The sequence below is a fragment of the Streptomyces sp. SYP-A7185 genome, assembly GCF_046103685.1.
Taxonomy (GTDB): Bacteria; Actinomycetota; Actinomycetes; order Streptomycetales; family Streptomycetaceae; genus Streptomyces.
In genome coordinates this window covers 8,640,387-8,654,445 of record NZ_CP122310.1, presented here as the reverse complement: position 1 = coordinate 8,654,445, position 14,059 = coordinate 8,640,387, and the positions used below count along the sequence as shown (strand labels likewise).

At 73.0% G+C, this 14,059-nt stretch carries 13 protein-coding genes; 2 read left to right on the top strand and 11 right to left on the bottom strand.

Going from position 1 to position 14,059, the window contains the following annotated elements:
• Window positions 1-38 precede the first annotated feature (38 nt).
• Complete coding sequence (locus QBL25_RS37935) at window positions 39-890, bottom strand: LysR substrate-binding domain-containing protein (RefSeq protein ID WP_409061492.1); 852 nt, start codon at window positions 888-890, stop codon at window positions 39-41.
• A gap of 80 nt (window positions 891-970) precedes the next feature.
• Between QBL25_RS37935 and QBL25_RS37930 the strand changes: the two genes are divergently transcribed.
• Window positions 971-1,345, top strand: a complete 375-nt coding sequence (locus tag QBL25_RS37930; protein WP_409061491.1) for a DoxX family protein — start codon at window positions 971-973, stop codon at window positions 1,343-1,345.
• Window positions 1,346-1,407: 62 nt separating this feature from the next.
• Here the strand turns inward: QBL25_RS37930 and QBL25_RS37925 are convergent, their stop codons facing one another.
• The 8 genes from QBL25_RS37925 to QBL25_RS37890 form a co-directional block, all read right to left on the bottom strand.
• The gene (locus tag QBL25_RS37925; RefSeq protein ID WP_409061490.1) at window positions 1,408-2,133 is read right to left on the bottom strand and encodes a M15 family metallopeptidase; all 726 of its coding nucleotides are present in this window, start codon (window positions 2,131-2,133) and stop codon (window positions 1,408-1,410) included.
• A gap of 71 nt (window positions 2,134-2,204) precedes the next feature.
• Window positions 2,205-2,882, bottom strand: a complete 678-nt coding sequence (locus QBL25_RS37920) for a class F sortase (RefSeq protein ID WP_409061489.1) — start codon at window positions 2,880-2,882, stop codon at window positions 2,205-2,207.
• Window positions 2,883-3,067: 185 nt separating this feature from the next.
• A complete protein-coding gene (locus tag QBL25_RS37915; RefSeq protein WP_409061488.1) occupies window positions 3,068-3,457 on the bottom strand; it encodes a hypothetical protein in 390 nt (129 codons plus the stop codon).
• Window positions 3,458-3,670: 213 nt separating this feature from the next.
• Window positions 3,671-6,076, bottom strand: coding sequence for a phosphoketolase (locus QBL25_RS37910; protein WP_409061487.1), 2,406 nt, complete (start codon window positions 6,074-6,076; stop codon window positions 3,671-3,673).
• A gap of 283 nt (window positions 6,077-6,359) precedes the next feature.
• Complete coding sequence (locus QBL25_RS37905; protein ID WP_409061486.1) at window positions 6,360-7,877, bottom strand: sialate:H+ symport family MFS transporter; 1,518 nt, start codon at window positions 7,875-7,877, stop codon at window positions 6,360-6,362.
• A gap of 61 nt (window positions 7,878-7,938) precedes the next feature.
• The gene (locus tag QBL25_RS37900; protein WP_409061485.1) at window positions 7,939-8,637 is read right to left on the bottom strand and encodes an N-acetylmannosamine-6-phosphate 2-epimerase; all 699 of its coding nucleotides are present in this window, start codon (window positions 8,635-8,637) and stop codon (window positions 7,939-7,941) included.
• On the bottom strand, window positions 8,634-9,626 hold the full coding sequence (locus tag QBL25_RS37895) for an ROK family protein (RefSeq protein ID WP_409061484.1): 993 nt from the start codon (window positions 9,624-9,626) through the stop codon (window positions 8,634-8,636). The genes QBL25_RS37900 and QBL25_RS37895 overlap by 4 nt, the downstream gene beginning before the upstream one ends.
• The gene (locus tag QBL25_RS37890; protein WP_409061483.1) at window positions 9,623-10,582 is read right to left on the bottom strand and encodes a dihydrodipicolinate synthase family protein; all 960 of its coding nucleotides are present in this window, start codon (window positions 10,580-10,582) and stop codon (window positions 9,623-9,625) included. Before QBL25_RS37890 ends, QBL25_RS37895 begins: the two co-directional genes overlap by 4 nt.
• Before the next feature lie 153 nt (window positions 10,583-10,735).
• Between QBL25_RS37890 and QBL25_RS37885 the strand changes: the two genes are divergently transcribed.
• Window positions 10,736-11,446 (top strand): FadR/GntR family transcriptional regulator, encoded by a 711-nt coding sequence (locus QBL25_RS37885; RefSeq protein ID WP_409061482.1) that lies wholly within the window; start codon window positions 10,736-10,738, stop codon window positions 11,444-11,446.
• On the opposite strand, the gene QBL25_RS37880 is transcribed toward QBL25_RS37885, so the two are convergent.
• Both QBL25_RS37880 and QBL25_RS37875 read right to left on the bottom strand, forming a co-directional pair.
• A complete protein-coding gene (locus QBL25_RS37880) occupies window positions 11,443-12,882 on the bottom strand; it encodes an exo-alpha-sialidase (RefSeq protein WP_409061481.1) in 1,440 nt (479 codons plus the stop codon). The genes QBL25_RS37885 and QBL25_RS37880 overlap by 4 nt on opposite strands.
• A gap of 118 nt (window positions 12,883-13,000) precedes the next feature.
• Entirely contained in the window at window positions 13,001-14,002 is a 1,002-nt protein-coding gene (locus QBL25_RS37875) for an acetylxylan esterase (protein WP_409061480.1), read from the bottom strand.
• Window positions 14,003-14,059 lie beyond the last annotated feature (57 nt).

Sequence of the window (14,059 nt, the reverse complement as noted above, 5' to 3'; positions counted from 1 at the left end):
GACCCGCCCGGTGACCCCGTCCCGCCTCGCGTACGTGCTCAGTCCCGGTAGGCGGCGGTCGCGATCCGGACGAACGAGTGGATCAGGGGATTCGAGTCGCCTTCGTTCCATGCCACCACCACGCGGCTGGGCGGCATGTCGGTCAGCGGCACCACGGTGAGGCCGTGACCGGGCTCGTGGCCCAGGAGCGTCATGCCGATGGTGCCGTTCCACAGGACGGCCTGCCTGCACTCCGCGACGGCGCGCACGTCCGGGCCTTGCCGTGGTGCGCCGCCGTTCCAGTACGACTGCCACAGCGGATCGGTGCCTTCCGGGAAGACGAACCAGCGGCGGTCGGCGAGGTCCGCCAGCTTGAGTCCGGCGCGGTGGGCAAGCGGATCGTCGGTGCGCAGGAGCGCGCCCACCGGGTCGGCGCGCAGTTCGTGCGCCACGAGGCCGGTCTCGTCGAACGGCGCCCGGGACAGAGCGACGTCGACGAGGCCTGCGTGCAGTCCGCAGGTCGGGTCGGTCAGGTCGGTCTCGCGGATGCGCACCTCGACGCGCGGGTGGTGCCGGCGGTAGGCCCCGGCCAGCCGGATCGCGCCCGGGTCGGCGCTGTCGCCCAGGATGCCGACGGTGAGGGTCGCGGCACCGGCCGCGGCGGCCACGCGCGCGCCCGCCGATTCGGCGTGGTCGAGCAGGGCGCGCGCCTCGTCGAGCAGCACGGCGCCCACGGCGGTGAGGGTGACGCCGGACGGCGAGCGCTCGAACAGCGCGGCGCCGGTCTCGGCCTCGAGGCGCTTGATCGCCCGGCTCAGCGGCGGCTGGCTCATGTGCAGCCGGACGGCGGCCCGGCCGAAGTGGAGTTCCTCGGCGACCGCCACGAAATAGCGCAGGGTGCGTAGCTCCATGCTGCGACGATACCCGTGGGGTATCGGCCGCGCGGAACAGGTCTTGGACGGTCGTGGCGCCGTGGCGGTGCAATCGCCCCATGACCACCGAAACACATGTCGCCTACTGGATCGTCGCCGGGCTGCTCTGTCTCTTCTACCTCTACGGGGGCGGGGTGAAGGTGGTGCGGAGCCGCGAGCAGCTGCGGCCGATGATGGCCTGGGTGGACAGCACGCCGATGCCGGCGGTCCGGGCCATCGGCCTTACGGAGGTGCTGGGCGCGCTCGGGCTGATCCTGCCGCCGCTGACCGGCATCGTCCCCTGGCTGGCTCTGGCCGCGGCCATCGGCTTCGTGATCCTGCAACTCGGGGCGACCAGGGTCCACCTGCGGCGCGGCGATCGCCACATCGCCTTGAACATCACGCTCCTGCTCACCGCGGCCGTGGCCAGCTGGCTCGCGACGACGTGGCTGTGAGGCCCCTGAGTCCGCGACTCCGCGCGCCTGACCCCACGCGGACAACGCCGCCCCGGCCGGCGCTATCTGCCGTTCGCCGAGAAGTGCTGGTAGTCCGGGTTCGCCCAGCGTCCGCCCCACTCCCAGCCGATTCTCCGCATGGCGGTCGAGACCGCGTCCCCGGGGCGGATCATGCCCTTCACCCGGCGGTCGCGCCGCAGGTACGGCGTCGCGGACGCGGGATGGACTCGGCCGTTGACGTCGACGTACGGATTCTCGACGGTGTTGATGTCGATCGCGTTGCCGTACGAGTGCTGCGAGAGCCGGCCCGGATTCCCGGTCACCCGGCGGCAGTTGAAGGCGGAGGTGTTGTCGGCCGCCATCGCCTTGAGGTCGTCGCCGCCGAACTCGGCCATCACCCGCATCCGGCGGATCGGGAACTTCGCCGCGAAGGCCTTCCGGAAGACATGGAGGAGAGGCTTCACCGCGCCCTGGTGGACGATGAGTTCACCGGGATGGATGCGGCCGTCGAAGCCCCAGTGGTTCATGCGGATGAGCCGGAGCTGTCGCGGCGGGACGGGACAGCCGCGACGGTAGGTGGAGCCGAGCTTGGCCTTCGGCACGAAGGTGACCCGGGCGTCCAGGCGCGGGGCGGAGGCGCTGCGGGCGACCGGGGCGGCAAAGGCATCGAGCGTGCGCGCATGTGCGGCGGCACCGCCGTCCCCACTGCCGACGAGGGTCAGGGCAAGGACGGCGGAGAGGACGGGGGCAACGAAGGCTGCGGGGACCACGCGAGGGGCAATTGGCACATTTTGACCCTATGTGTGCGCGAGGCGATTCCGGCGCAGGCCACAGCGCCCGGCCGGGGCGCCCGGCGGCATCACCCGGCCTTGCCGGGGCGTGACCCGGTCAGGTGCGCGTAGACGACGACGTTCCCGGAGTAGCCGTCGGTCTTGCTGTAGGTGCCGCCACAGGTGATGAGGCGCAGCTCGGGCCGCGCCTTGGGGGCGTAGACCCGGGTGCTGGGGAACTCGTCCTTCTCGTATTCCTCGACGCCGTCGACGGTGAACTCCGCGGTCAGTCCGTCCTCGCGGGCCACCAGCACCTTGGCCCCTTTCTTCAGGGCGCCCAGTCCGTAGAACACGGCGGGCCCCACGGGCGTGTCGACGTGCCCGACGATCACGGCGGTGCCGGTGCTGCCGGGCGGGGTGCCCACCGCGTCCCAGCCCGCCAGGTCGGGGTCGTCGGGTGGTGGCGCGTCGAGCCCGCCGTCCTCGGTCCTGGCGAGGGGGGCCAGGGGGACGTCCACGTCGAGGCCGGGGATCCCGACGCGGACCGGGGCCGCCTCGGGCAGGGAAGGCACCGTGACTGCCGCGGCTTTCGCCGGGCCGGGATCCAGGGCCTTGGCCTGGGCCGCCGACGGCCTGGGCGGCGTATCGGCCTTCTCCTCGCCGTCGCCCGTCCAGGACCACACCCCCATGGCGGCGACCACGAGCAGGGCCCAGGACGATATGCGGCGCCATGCCGCACGGGCCGAGGGTGCGGGGGGATAGCTCATGGTGCCGCCGTCCTTGCGCAGGTGGGTCGGTCGAGCCGATGGAAGCGATGGAAGCCGTGGGACGAGGGGACCACGGAAGCCGCGGGACGACGCGAGGGGAGCCGGGGAGCACGGGGCGGGGAGGTCTCGGCCCCGCCGGGCGAGCCTGCACTCCGCCCTGCGGGGCCGGTCGGCCGACGGCGGGGTCAGTCCTGTCCGGCGGCCCGGCGGCGGTGCAGGTACACCGCGGCCGCGCCGACGGCGAGCACGGCGGCACCGGCGGCCAGTTCGACCGGATCGGAGCTGCCCTGGGAGCCGCCCGAACCGGCGTGCACGCCGCCCCTGACGGCGGGGTCCGTGGAGTCGCAGAACCGCTGCGCGGTGGAGGCGGCCATGTTGGCCTCGTCCTCGGCGGCCTTCTTCTCCTCCGGGGTGGCGTTCGGGTCGGCCTTGACCGTGTCGGCGTTCTTCTGCGTGATCTCCGCGTCGTCCAGGGCCTTCTGACAACTCGGCGACACGGCCTGCGCGTTGGGGGCGGCGATGGTCAGCGCTGCGCCCGCAACGGCCAGACCGGTCAGCACTCGGATGGAACGCATGGATGTACCTCCAGTACGGGCGCGGCCCCCCGAAGCTCGTGCCCCGGAATGTTTGGCCGGCGTCGACCGCGCCCCTACCAGCAGCCCTCCCGCTCCGCGGCGTGTCGCTACCGGCGACACGCCGCATCTCCCCCGCACGGCCCACGCGGACCCACCCGTCTGGCGCCGGGGAGCGGGGAAACTGGCACCGGGAAGCGGGAAAGGGGCCGCCGCTCAGTCCTGCCAGGTCCAGTCGCGTACCTCGGGCAGGTCGATCCCGTGCTCGCGCACATAGGCGTGGTGGCGCAGCCGCGTGTCCACCATCCGCTGGCGCGCCTCGACCGCGCGGACGCCCAGGCCCGGCACCCGGTCGATGACGTCCATCACCAGGCGGTAGCGGTCCAGGTCGTTGGCGACCACCATGTCGAAGGGCGTGGTCGTCGTGCCGCGTTCCTTGTATCCGCGCACGTGCAGCTGCGGATGGACCGCGCGCCGGTAGGCGAGGCGGTGCACCAGCCACGGGTAGCCGTGGAACCCGAAGATGACCGGCTTGTCGCGGGTGAACAGCGCGTCGAACTCGGCGTCCGGCATGCCGTGCGGGTGCTCGCCCTCCGGCATCAGCCGCGCGATGTCCACCACGTTGACCACGCGCACCGCAAGCTCCGGCAGGTGGACCCGCAGCAGGCTCGCGGCCGCGAGCACCTCCAGGGTGGGCACGTCCCCGGCGCAGGCCAGTACCACGTCGGGCTCCCGGTCGGGGGCTTCCGTACCGGCCCAGGTCCACACACCGGCGCCGCGCGCGCAGTGGGCCCGTGCCTCGTCCAGGCTCAGCCAGTCGAACCCGGGCTGCTTGCCGGCCACGACCACGTTCACGTAGTCGCGTGAGGCCAGGCAGTGCTCGGCGGTGGACAGCAGGGTGTTGGTGTCCGGCGGCAGATAGACCCGGACCGCCTCGGGACTCTTGTTGAGCACGTGCCCGATGAAGCCGGGGTCCTGGTGCGAGAAGCCGTTGTGGTCCTGGCGCCACACGTGCGAGGTCAACAGGTAGTTCAGGGAGGCGATGGGCGCCCGCCAGGGCAGTTCGCGGGTGGTGCGCAGCCACTTGATGTGCTGGTTGACCATCGAGTCGACGATGTGCACGAACGCCTCGTAGCAGGAGAACAGCCCGTGCCGGCCGGTCAGCAGGTAGCCCTCCAGCCAGCCTTGGCAGGTGTGCTCGGAGAGGATTTCCATCACCCGCCCGTGCCGGGTGAGGTGCTCGTCGACGTCGTGGATGTCTTCCTGCCAGGCCTTCCCGGACGCCCCGTAGACGTCGTCGAGGCGGTTGGACGCGGTCTCGTCCGGTCCGACGAGGCGGAAGTCGCGGCGCTCGGCGGTGTCGGCCATCACTTGGCGCAGGTAGCTTCCGAGCACCCGCGTGGGCTCGTTCACGGTGGCGCCGGGCTTGTCCACGGCGACCGCGAACTGCTCCAGCGGCTTGAGCGGGAGCGAGCGCAGCAGCAGCCCGCCGTTGGCGTGCGGGTTGGCGCCGAGGCGCAGCGTGCCGCGCGGGGCGAGGTCGACCAGCCCGGCCGCCGGGCGCCCTTGGTCGTCGAAGAGTTCCTCGGGCCGGTAGGAGCGCAGCCACTCCTCCAGCTGCCGGCGGTGTTCGGCGCTCTCCCGCACGTTGGACAGCGGCACCTGGTGGGCGCGCCAGGTGCCCTCGACGGGTTTGCCGTCCACCGTCTTGGGGCCGGTCCAGCCCTTCGGCGTACGCAGCACGATCATGGGCCAGCGGGGTGCGGGGGCGTCGTCGGCGCGCTCGGTGTCGCCGTGGGACCTGGCCTCGCCCTGGATGGCCGCGATGCGGTCCAGGCAGCGGTCGAGGGCGGCGGCGAGGTCCCGGTGGACCGTCATGGGGTCGTCGCCGGTGACGTGCACGGGGTCGTAGCCGTACCCGCGCATCAGGGCGTCGAGCTGGTCCTCGGGCAGCCGGGCGGGGATCGTCGGGTTGGCGATCTTGTAGCCGTTCAGGTGCAGGACGGGCAGGACCGCACCGTCGTGCACCGGGTCCAGGAAGGTGTTGGAGTGCCAGGAGGCGGCCAGCGGCCCGGTCTCGGACTCGCCGTCGCCGATGACGCACACCGACAGCAGGTCCGGGTTGTCGAAGGCGGCGCCGTAGGCGTGCGAGAGGGAGTAGCCGAGCTCGCCGCCCTCGTGGAGGGAGCCGGGCGTCTCGGGGGCGACATGGCTCGGCACGCCGCCGGGGAACGAGAACTGGCGGAAGAGCCGGGTCATCCCCTCTTCGTCGCGCGTGATGTCGGGGTAGGTCTCGGTGTACGTGCCGTCCAGCCAGGAGTTGGCCAGGACGGCGGGCCCGCCGTGCCCGGGGCCCCAGATGCAGACGGTGTCCAGGTTCCGCGCCTTGATCACGCGGTTGAGGTGTGCGTGCACCAGATTGAGCCCGGGCGAGGTGCCGAAGTGGCCGAGGAGGCGTGGCTTGATGTCCTCGACCGCGAGGGGGCGTCGCAGCAGGGCGTTGTCCATCAGGTAGATCTGCCCCACCGAGAGGTAGTTCGCTGCCCTCCAGTACCGCTCCAGCGCCTGAAGTTCGGCTTCGGAGGCCGGTTCTGTGGGTGCGTTCACCGCGGGGTCGCCCATGGGTGCTCCTTCCGAGGATGACGGCCGGTCATGACGTCGGGGCGGGGCCCGGCACGGCGGCGTTCGCCCCCGCCGGTCCCGGCGAAGGGCACGGCGCGTCAACGGACGGGTGACCGGCCACGCTCAACGTAACGGCGCACCGGATCGCACGCCTCCCGGAGTCGGCCGGACGCATGCCCCGCGCCATCGGGTTCCCCCTGTGCCAGATGTACACAGGACCGCTGATCCGGCACAAGAGGCGAACGAGACGGCCGTCGTCCTCACCCGCGTGAAGCGGCCCGGGTCACCTGCGGGCGGCGTCACCGAGCGGCGGCGCCTGCTCGTCCGACGGCTGCGGCCCCGTCTGCTGCGGCCCGTCCGTGTGCCGCGGCCGCTCGGACGGCTCGGCCAAGTGGTCCCGCTCCGCCTCCGGGTCCGTGAGCCGGTTCAGCCGGGCCGGTACGTCGAAGCCCACCAGGAGCACCACGATCACCGTGCCCGCGAACGTGAGGACGGCCAGGGCCTGCCCCAGGTCCATCCCGGACGCGAGATGCGCGCCGAGGACGGGGGCGACCGCGCCGCCCAGCGCACCCACGTTGTAGGTGAAGCCGAGCGCCGCGCCCCGGCTCTCGGTGGGGAAGTGGCCGCCGATGTAGCGCGGGAGCAGCCCGGAGATGCCGAAGCTGGTCGCCTGGAGCAGGAAGAGCAGGACGCCGAGCAGCAGCAGGTTGTCGTGCACGGCGAACACCGGGTAGACGAAGGCCAGGGAGCCGAGCAGCGTCAGCGCGTACGCCTTCTTCGCGCCGATCCGGTCGCCGAGGAAGCCCGCCGCCCAGCAGCCGACCATGGTGCCGAAGCCCGCGAAGTACAGGACGTCGGTGATCTGGTCCGTGCTGTAGCCGAGGTCGGTCTTCAGATACGTGGGCAGCAGCGCCTGGATGGGCCAGGAGTACAGGAACGCGAAGAACAGCGTGACGATCATCGACAGGTACAGTGCCCAGCCGCGCTTCCCGCCGAGCTGGACGGCGAAGGCGGCCAGGGAGAGGCCGGCGACCACGGAGAGCACGGGCACCAGGCCCGCGCCGCCGGGGGTGAAGACCAGGAACAGGGAGAGCGTGGCGAGCACGGTCAGGGCGGTGTTGGCCAGGGCCCGGCCGCGGGTCGCGAACAGCGGGCGGAACGGGTTGGGCTTGGCGCCCCGCTCGGCGACCGTCTCGGCCCACTCCTCCGCTTCGGGCAGCGCGCGCCGCATCCACAGCGCGACGGCGATCGGGATCAGGCCGAGGTAGAACATCCACCGCCAGCCCAGCGAGGGCACCACCCAGTTGTAGACCTGCGCGGCGAGCACCGAGCCGACCGAGAAGCCGGAGATGAGGAAGCCGCTCGCCCGGCCGCGCAGCTTCGCCGGCCAGCTCTCCATCACGTACGTGGCGCTGGCGCTGTACTCCCCCGCCATGCCCATGCCGATCGCGAGCCGCGCGGCGAAGAGGCTGTGGTAGTCCCAGGCGAACCCGCAGGCGAACGTGCCCAGGGAGTAGAGCAGGATGCTCAGCACCATGGACGCCTTGCGGCCGTACCGGTCGCCGAGCGCGCCGAGCACCGCGCCGCCCAGCCAGCGGGTGATGAACGCGCCGGAGATCAGGCTGGCCGCCTGGACGGTGCTGAGGCCGAACTCGGCGCTGATCTCGGTGAGGACCAGCGTGATCAGGACGAAGTCGAAGCCGTCGAGGACGTAACCGATCCAGGCGGCGAAGAACGACTTCCACTGGGTGCCGCTCACTTCGCGGTACCAGCGGGGCTTGGCGGGAGATGTGGTCTGCACGGTGACTCCATGATGCGGGGCGGCGCTCGTCCTTGAGCGGCCGGTCGACCAAGTGGGCAGGTCAGTGCTGGTTGAGGGCCGCGACGAAGCGGGCGGTCAGGGCCGTGGGGGCGGTGATGGCGGTGCCGACGACGACGCTGTGGGCGCCGCGGGCCAGGGCCTCGGCCGCTTCTTGCGGGGTGTTGACGCGGCCTTCGGCGACGACCGGGACGTCGGTCGCGGCGGCGAGGGCGGCCACGAGAGCGAGGTCGGGGCCGGTCTGCCGCGGGGTTCCCGGCACGTACCCCGACAGGGTGGTGGAGATGAAGTCGGCGCCCTGCCCGGCGGCGGCGACGCCCTCGGCGAGCGTGGAGACGTCGCCCATCACCAGGGCGCCCGCCGCGTGGACCGCGGTGACGAGCTCGGCGAAGGTGGAGCCGTCGGGGCGCGGGCGGCCGGTGGCGTCCGCGGCGACGACGGCCGCGCCCGCCTCCGCGATCGCCAGGGCGTGCCGGACGGTCGGGGTGATGTAGACGCCGGTGTCGCCGTCCTTCCACAGGCCGATGACCGGCAGGTCGACGGCCGCGGCGACGGCGGCGACGACGTCGGGTTCATTGGCGCGGATCGCGGCGCCGCCCCCGGCCGCGGCCGAGCGCGCCAGGCGTACGAGGGTGGCGGTCTCCCGCATGGGATCGCCGGGCGGGGCCTGGCAGGAGACGATCAGTTTTCCCCGGAGCGCGGCGGCCAGTCCGGCCGCCGCCCCTGTCTGCTGCGTGGTCATGGGCGAACTCCCGGGTGGTGGAGGGGCAGTCTGGTGGTGAGGGTGGCGGCGCCGAGCACGGCCGCGTCATGGCCGAGCAGGGGGGCTCGTGGGAGGAGGCCGCGCAGCGGTGGCATCAGTTCCGCGGCGAAGGCGGCGGCCAGGGCGTCGGTGTACAGGGCGCCGACGCGCGGGACGCCGCCTCCGACGACGACCCGGTCGGGGCCGAGCGCGTTGGCGAGTCCGCCGAGGGCTTGTCCGGCGGCCCGGGCGCCGGTGGTGATGGCGTGGACGGCGTCCGCGTCGCCCTGTGCGGCCCGTTCGGCGACGGCCTCCAGGCGCTGCGCCGCCCTGCCGGTGAGCCGCCGGTAGTGGGCGGTGATCGCGGGCCCGGAGGCGATGACCTCCAGGTGGCCGGTGGCGCCGCAGGTGCAGGGCAGTCCGGCCGCCTGGGGGCTCGGCACATGGCCGAGGTGACCGGCGATGCCCGCGGCGCCGTGCAGCATCCGGCCGTCGACGGCGACGGCGCCCCCGACGCCGGTGCCGATCGCGGCGAACAGCAGCGAACCGTGCTCCGCGTCCAGGGCCGCCAGCTCGGGACCGGCCGTGGCCCGTACGTCGTTGTCACAGGCCACCGGCAGTCCGGTGCGGTCCGCGAGCCCGGTGCCCAGGGCCGTGCCCGCCCAGCCGCGGATCGAATCGGTGGCGCTGGTGACCCGCCCGGTGCGGGGGTCGATGACCCCGGCGGCGGCGATGCCGAGCGCCGAGGCCCTGCGGTCGGGGTCGACCTCGGCGGCGGCCGCCGCCAGCGCGTCGAGCACGGCGTCGGGGCCGCTGCCGGCCGGGGTGGGCCGGGTGTGCCGGGCCAGTACGGTGCCGAGAGAGCCGTTGGGGCCGCCGGGGCCGACAGGGCCGACAGGGCCGACGAGTGCGGCAGCGATCTTGGTGCCGCCGAGGTCGAGGCCTATGAGTGCGCCGTCGCCGGCGCCCGGGCGGGAGCCGGAGCTCATCGGACCGGCGGCAGACCGGCGGCGCGCAGCCGCCGCGCGACCAGGGCGACCGACTCGGCGGACAGCTGGATCTGCGGGAAGGCGGTGTCGCCGCACGCGATGACGCCGAGCAGCTGGAGCGCGGCCTTGAACGAGCCGAGCGCGGAGGAGCTGCGGCCCATGTCCGCCTCCGGGCCCACGTCGACCATGCCGAACAGCTCGACGAGCTGCTCCTGCTCCTTGGCGGCGAGTGACCAGTCGCCGGCGCGCGCGGCCTCGTACAGGCGCACGTACCCGGCGGGGTCGACGTTGCCGATGCCGGGCACGACGCCGTCGGCGCCGGCCAGCAGGGCCGCGTCGACGGTCAGTTCGGAGCCCGTGAGCACGCTGAACTCCGGGGCCGGGCCCTGGGCCCGGCCGTCGCGGCCGCCCAGTTCCACGAGCAGGCGGCGCAGTCCGCCCTCGTCGCCGCTGCTGTCCTTGAGCCCGGCCAGCGTGCCGTCCTCGGCCAGGGCGCGCACCATCGCGGGGGCGAGCTTGCTGTGCACGGCGACGGGGATGTCGTAGGCGAACAGCGGGAGGTCGACGCTCGCGCGCAGGCGGCGGAAGTGCCCGGCGATCTCCTTCTCGTGGGTGCGGGTGTAGAAGGGCGCGGTGGCCACGAGCGCGTCGGCGCCCAGCGCGGCGGCGGCCTCGGCGTGCTCCACGACGCGTGCGGTGGTCGTGTCGATCACCCCGGCGAGGACGGGGATCCGGCCGTCGGCGGCGTTGACCACGGTCTCCAGGACGGTGGCCCGCTGCTCGTCGGTGAGGTAGGCGACCTCGCTGGTGGAGCCGAGGGCGAAGAGCCCGTGCACTCCCCCGTCGACGAGGTGGTCGACGAGCCGGGCGAGGGAGGCGGTGTCGACCTCGCCCCGGGTGTCGAGCGGGGTGCAGACCGGCGGGACGACGCCGCGCAGCGGTGCGGGCAGAGACATGGTGAGGGCTCCAGCTCAAGTGGGTGCGTCGGTCCGCCGCGCGGGGCGGTGACACGGACCGGGACGTGGGACGTAAGATGTCCTACGTCTTGCCTCACCAAAACAGATGCCCCCGCCACCGGTCAAGGGGCAACCGCACCTCAGGAGGTTGTTGTGGCCCGCCCGACCACGGCCCAGGACACCGAGCGCCAGCTGAAGGAGCTGATCCTGGAACGCAGGCTCGCTCCGGGGGATCCGCTGCCCACGGAGAGCGAGCTGACGGAGCTCTTCGGGGTCGGCCGGGTGTCGGTGCGCGAGGCCCTCAAGTCGCTCCAGGCCGTGAACGTCGTCGAGATCCGCCGGGGATCCGGCACCTTCGTCGGCTCGCTCTCCCTGTCGCCGTTCGCCGAGGGGCTGGCCTTCCGGGCCGCCGTCCGCCACCGCCTGGGCCAGCCCGGCCTCTTCGAGCTGATGAAGGTGCGAGAAGCCCTGGAGGCAGGCCTGGTCGGCGCGGTGAGCGCCGGGATACCGGCCGAGGATCTCGCCGTGCTGTACGCCCTCGTGGGCGAGATGGAGGGCGAGGCACGCGGCGGCCGGGTCGCCCGCGCCACCGACCGCGCCTTCCATCTCGCGCTCTACGCCTCGCTCGACAGCCATCTGCTCAGCGAGGTCCTCGACGCCTTCTGGGCCGCCATGGACCGCGTACGCGAAGACCTCGACGACGGGCACCAGGACCCGGACGTCACCTGCGCGCAGCACCGCGAGATCGTCGACGCGGTCGCGGCCGGCGACGGCGAGCGCGCGGTCCGCGCCATGCGGACCCACTTCGACGGCATCCGCGTCCGGCTGGCACCGGACACGGACCCGCCGTCCACACCGCTCTAAGGGGTGAGCGCCACCGTCGCGCTGCTCGAGGCCCGCTTGCCACCGGTCCGGTAGACGGCGGTGACCTCGGCGCTGCCCGTGGCGTCCGAGGGCACGGTCACCGGGACCTTGAGGGTGGCGCCCTGGCCGGGGTCGAGCGCGGGGACGGTGATCTGACGGCTCGTCCAGCCGGCGGGCACGGTGAGGTCGAGGGTGCCCTGGGCGCGACGGGTGTCCATGCGGTTGACCACCTGCACCTCCACCTCCCCGCTCGTGCCCGCCTTCAGGGTCGCGGGCGGGGCGATCGTGATGTCGGCGCAGGTGCCGCCCAGCCACGCCAGGTCGAAGGACGCGTAGGTGAGGTGGTCGTAGTCGCCGCGCTCGTAGAGCAGTCCGACGCGCCCGTTCGGCAGCTTGGTCAGCGTCGAGTAGGCCGCGCTGCCGGGGTCGACCACCTTCTTGATGGGCCAGGTACGGCCGTTGTCGCAGGACATCTTCACGGTGAGGTTGCGCCGTGCCGCGGCGTCCTCGGTGTTGCTGAACAGCAGCCATGAGGACTGCGGGTGCGAGGCCGGGGCCTCGGCGTTGTAGCGGATGATCGAGGCGTTGTTCGCGGGGTCGGTGAGCTGCTTGTCCTGGGTGAAGGGGGTGTAGGTGACGCCGCCGTCGGTGGAGTACGCGATCGTGCGGTAGGGCTTGGAGCGGTTGTTGAGCATGATCCTGCCGTCGGACAGTTCGACGGTCTTGTTCTCGTCGCCGCCGGGGCCGACCGGGGCGCCCGATTTCCAGGTGGCGCCGTGGTCGTCGCTGTAGGCGCTGACGGCGTGGTTGGCGCCGTTGATGCGGACGGCGTACTGCTGGATGAGCCGGCCCTTGTGCGCGCCGTGCCGCAGCTGGATGCCCTCGCCCGACGCGGCGAACATGCCCGCCCAGGCCGGGTTCTTGATCTGCTTCGTGATGCGGCGATGGGTCCAGGTGACCCCGTCGTCGTCCGAGTAGCTGTAGTCGGCCTGGAGGATGTCCGGGTCGCTCTCGTCGTTGCCGGTCCCCGATCCGGCGAAGCCCTGGTTCACCGAGGAGGCGTAGAACATGAAGATGCGGCCGGTCGTGCGGTCGACGAGCAGGCTCGGGTCGCCGTGCCCCTTGGGCGCGGCGGACTTGCGCACCACCTGCTGCGCCTGCCAGGTCACGCCCCCGTCGGTGCTCCGGCGCAGCACGATGCCGAGGTTGCCCGGCAGATCGCCCAGGGTGGGCCGGGCGTCATAGGCCGCGAGCAGGGTGCCCTTCACCGAGGTGGTCAGGGCGGGGATGCGGTAGTAGGGCGAGCCCACTCCGTTGACGGTCAGGTCCTGGGAGGTCAGCTCACCCGGGGCGGCGGGGGCGCCGTGGGCGGTGCCGGCTGCGGTGACGACGAGCACGGCGACGGACAGCAGGGCAAGGGGGACTCTTCGCTGCATGGACGATCTCTCTTCTCGGAGGGGGTGGGGCTTCTCGGGAGGGGAGTTCGGGGGAAGCGCGGGCCGGAGGGGACAGCGCGTGCGGGGGATCGGCGCGAGGGCCCTCCGCGCACGGGGCTCAGGTCCGCGGGAGCGGCGGGCCGTCGAACAGGGCGCCCGCCCAGGCCAGTTGCTCGCGCTGCTGGTGCGCCGCGCCGCCCTCGTGGCCGTTGAAGGCGTAGACCCGTACGTCCTTGGGGCCCGCGTAGTGGTGGTAGGCGGTGAAGCAGGTGGAGGGCGGGCAGATCTCGTCCATCATCGCGACGGAGAACAGCGCGGGAGCGGTGGCGCGCGCGGCGAACAGGGCGGCGTCGAAGTAGGACAGGGTCGAGAACGCGGCTTCGGTGCGGTCGTGGTGCAGCCGCAGGTACTCGGCGATCTCGGTGTACGGCGGCCGGTGGGCGATCTCGGCCCCCCGCGGGATGTTGCAGAGGAAGGGCACGTCGGGCAGCACGCCCGCGAGCCCCGGCACCAGCCCCGCCACGGCCAGCGCGATGCCGCCGCCCTGGCTGACCCCGGCGACCACGATCCGGCCCGGGTCGATCTCCGGGTGCTCGCGCAGGGCCTCGACGCACCGCACCGCGTCGGTGAACACCCGCCGGTAGTAGTACGTTTCGGGGCTCTCGATGCCCCGGGTGAGGAAGCCCGGCACGGTGCCCGCCGCGCCGGCGTCCGTGTCGGGGGTGGCGCCCGCGGCGGCCGACCAGCCCTGGCCCCGGGTGTCCATGACCAGGTGGGCGTACCCGGCGCACGCCCAGCGCAGATGCTCGTGGGGCAGCCCGCGCCCTCGCCCGTAGCCGAGGAACTCCACGACGCAGCCGCGCGGTTCCTCGCTCCCGGCGGGCAGTTGCAGCCAGCCGTGCACCGCAAGCCCCGCGAAGCCCGGCACGGTCGCCTCGTACGTACGGATCTGGGTGAGCCCGGTGTCGACGGGGGTGAAGACGGGTTTGTCCGGCGTGTTCGCGCCGGCCGTGGGGGACTCGCCCAGAGTGCGCGCCCAAAAGGCGTCGAAGTCGGGTGGCTCCGGCAGGTCGGGCCGGTAGGCGCGGCAGTCCGCGAGCGAGAGGTCCGTCAACGGCATGGAGGTGCCCTCCTGGGGTGGGACCGGGATGCCGGCACCGGACGATTCAGACAGAAG

Bases quoted from the DNA above. Each gene is read 5' to 3' on its own strand.
- QBL25_RS37890 (WP_409061483.1), bottom strand. From the start codon at position 10,582: ATGTCTCTGCCCGCACCGCTGCGCGGCGTCGTCCCGCCGGTCTGCACC.
- QBL25_RS37875 (WP_409061480.1), bottom strand. From the start codon at position 14,002: ATGCCGTTGACGGACCTCTCGCTCGCGGACTGCCGCGCCTACCGGCCC.
- QBL25_RS37935 (WP_409061492.1), bottom strand. From the start codon at position 890: ATGGAGCTACGCACCCTGCGCTATTTCGTGGCGGTCGCCGAGGAACTC.
- QBL25_RS37930 (WP_409061491.1), top strand. From the start codon at position 971: ATGACCACCGAAACACATGTCGCCTACTGGATCGTCGCCGGGCTGCTC.
- QBL25_RS37920 (WP_409061489.1), bottom strand. From the start codon at position 2,882: ATGAGCTATCCCCCCGCACCCTCGGCCCGTGCGGCATGGCGCCGCATA.
- QBL25_RS37895 (WP_409061484.1), bottom strand. From the start codon at position 9,626: ATGAGCTCCGGCTCCCGCCCGGGCGCCGGCGACGGCGCACTCATAGGC.
- QBL25_RS37915 (WP_409061488.1), bottom strand. From the start codon at position 3,457: ATGCGTTCCATCCGAGTGCTGACCGGTCTGGCCGTTGCGGGCGCAGCG.
- QBL25_RS37900 (WP_409061485.1), bottom strand. From the start codon at position 8,637: ATGACCACGCAGCAGACAGGGGCGGCGGCCGGACTGGCCGCCGCGCTC.
- QBL25_RS37880 (WP_409061481.1), bottom strand. From the start codon at position 12,882: ATGCAGCGAAGAGTCCCCCTTGCCCTGCTGTCCGTCGCCGTGCTCGTC.
- QBL25_RS37910 (WP_409061487.1), bottom strand. From the start codon at position 6,076: ATGGGCGACCCCGCGGTGAACGCACCCACAGAACCGGCCTCCGAAGCC.